2 protein-coding genes are annotated in these 2,607 nt (G+C 69.0%); both read right to left on the reverse strand.

The genetic code is table 11. The annotated features are described in order from the left end of the window. On the reverse strand, positions 1 to 1,361 hold a 1,361-nt coding region (gene pstS, locus EIO58_RS15920; protein ID WP_127820322.1), incomplete at its 3' end, for a phosphate ABC transporter substrate-binding protein PstS. Continuing rightward, on the reverse strand, positions 1,358 to 2,607 hold a 1,250-nt coding region (gene pstA / locus EIO58_RS15925), incomplete at its 5' end, for a phosphate ABC transporter permease PstA (RefSeq protein ID WP_205789326.1). The genes pstA and pstS, both read right to left, overlap by 4 nt.

Here is a 2,607-nt window from a genome sequence, read left to right on the forward strand (position 1 = left end):
TCGCCCCCGGCCGCCGCCGCGTCACCGCCGCCGGCAGCCGAGCCCGTCGTATCGCCCCCTCCCGCCGCGCCGGCTGCGCCGCCGCCTCCTCCGGTTCCGGTGGTCGGCGTGTCCTGCTTGGCGCCCGCCGTGCCGGTCGTGCATTGGTTGGGGCCGCGCTTGTCGCAGTCCGCGGGCTGCGGCGCCGTCAGCGCGAGCTGGTTGTTGTTCGGCGAGTCGCCGGGCTTGAACGTCGGGTTGTTGCATGAGTTGGGGTCGACGTTCGAGGCGCCGGCGCCGGGAATGCGGCGGATCTGCTCGAAGCCCGCGAGCACCAGGTTCATCGGCAGCGGCGAGTAGCCGAGGTCTTCCGCCTGCTGCTGGCCCTCGCACAGCATGTAGCTGGCGAACGTGCCCAGTGTGGAGCCCTTCTTCTCGGTGAATGTGCCGCCGACCTGCGTCGGCACGATCATGTACGAATAGCTTGAGAGCGGATACGTGCGCGGGTCGGCGTCGGCATACACGTTGCTGAGGTTCTGGGTGAGGTCGGCGTTGATCTGGGCCTTCAGCAGCGCGACGGCCACCGAGTCGGCGGTGGGCTCGACGTAGTAGTCGGCGCGGTTGAGCACCTTCGCCACCGGGAACCCAGCCTTCATCGCGTAGGAGTACTCGACGTAGGTGACCGACCCCTCGCCGTACCCCTGCGCGACGTATCCCGAAACGCCGTCGGAACCCTTCTGCGCCTTGCCGTTCGCGGGCGTGGGGAACTGCGACTTCATGCCGTGCGTCCAGAGGTCGCCGTGCTGGCTCGCCATCCACAGCGAGAACTGCGCCGACGTGCCCGAGCCGTCGGAGCGCACGATCGGCACGATGGCCTTGTCGGGCATCGCGAGACCTGGGTTGTCGGCTTTGATCTCGGGGTGGTTCCAATTCGTGATCGCGCCGGTGAAGATCTTGGTGATCACCGCACCCGACAGCCGCAGGTTGGTGACGCGCTTGCCGCCGATGTTCAGGTGATACATGAAGGCCGTGCCACCGGCGACGATGGGCATGTACGCGTACCCGCGCGGCGGAATCTCGGCAGTCGAGCCGTCCTCGGGCTGCTGCTGGAACGGGATCTCGCTGACCGCGAAGTCGACGCTGCTGTTGATGTAGTCGCGCCGGCCGGCCGTCGATCCGACGCCGGAGTAGTTCACGGTCATGCCGTAGTTCTGCGCCACATTGCGGCGCCACTGGTCGAGCGCGTTCTGCGACCAGGTCGAGCCGGTTCCGGTGATGGGCTCGTACGTCGCGGCGTGCGCGGGCAGCGCGATGCCGACGACGACGAGCAGGGCGCTGAAGGCCGCGATCAGGCTCACGCGGCGGCGGTTCAGCCGGGTCATTTCGATTCCTCCAGGGGACGGGCGGAGCGGGGGTCCCGCTGGTCGCCGAGGCCGGCGTACTCCGACGTCTCGATCGGGCGGGCGTCATCGGCGTCGTCGAATCGGGCGAGGTCTCGACGCGAGCGGGCCAATGCGGCCCGGCGCCGGCGCGGTGACAGCTCGCCCGCACCACGACCGCCGAGCACCCGGGCGATCGCGAACAGGGTCAGCACGAGTAGCATCAGCACGGCGGCGGTGCCGAAGCCGCGCGCGATGAAGTTGGGCTCGGGCGAGCCCACGAAGGTGAAGACCTGCAGCGGCAGCGAGATCATCGGACCGTCGAAGGGGTTCGTGTTCATGACGCTCGTGATGCCCGAGGTGAGCAGCACGGGCGAAGTCTCGCCGATGCCGCGGGCGGTGCCGAGGATCACGGCGGTCACGAGTCCCGACCGCGCCGTGGGCAGCACGACATGCCACACCGTGCGCCAGCGAGACGCCCCCAGCGCGTACGAGGCCTCGCGGAGGTTGCCGGGCACGAGGCGCAGCACGACATCCGATGCCCGGATGATGATCGGCAGCATCATCACGGTGATCGCGAGAGCGGCCGCGAAGCCGGACCGCTGGTTCGTGAACACCAGGATGAAGGCGGAGTAGATGAACAGGCCGGCCACGATCGAGGGCAGCGCGGTCATGGCGTCGACGATCGTGCGGACGAACCGTGCGAACCGGCCGCCTATCTCGTTGAGGAACAGCGCCGTCACGATGCCGAGCGGCATCGAGATCGCCAGCGCGATGCCGATCTGGATCAGCGTTCCCACGATCGCGTTCGCGATGCCGCCGACGTCGAGGCCGTCCAAGGGGCCTGCGAACTCCATGTCCTGGAAGAAGAAGTTGATGTTCATCAGCGCCGGCCAGCCGCGCACGAGCGTGAACATGACGACGAACAGCAGGGCGCCGAAGAGGATGACGCCGGCGCTCGCGAGCACCACGGTCATCAGGCGGTCTACGACTTCGCGCCAGTCGCCGGTGATGCTGACCAGCAGCGCGTAGAACACGAGGAAGGCGAGGAATGCGACGGCGATGAACCCGACGATGCCGCTGAGCGGCGCGATCCAGCCGAAGAGCAGCGCCGCGAGCGCGAGGGCGCCGGCCGCGGCGCCGAGGATGGCGTAGCGGTCGTCCAGCCGAGCGGAGTGCACCTGGCGGCGATCGCCGACCTCGATGCCGGCGCGGTCGGGGATGGCCGTGCGGGGCGCGGGGTCGGTTG

The sequence above is a fragment of the Microbacterium sp. CPCC 204701 genome (assembly GCF_004010105.1).
Lineage (GTDB): Bacteria > Actinomycetota > Actinomycetes > Actinomycetales > Microbacteriaceae > Microbacterium.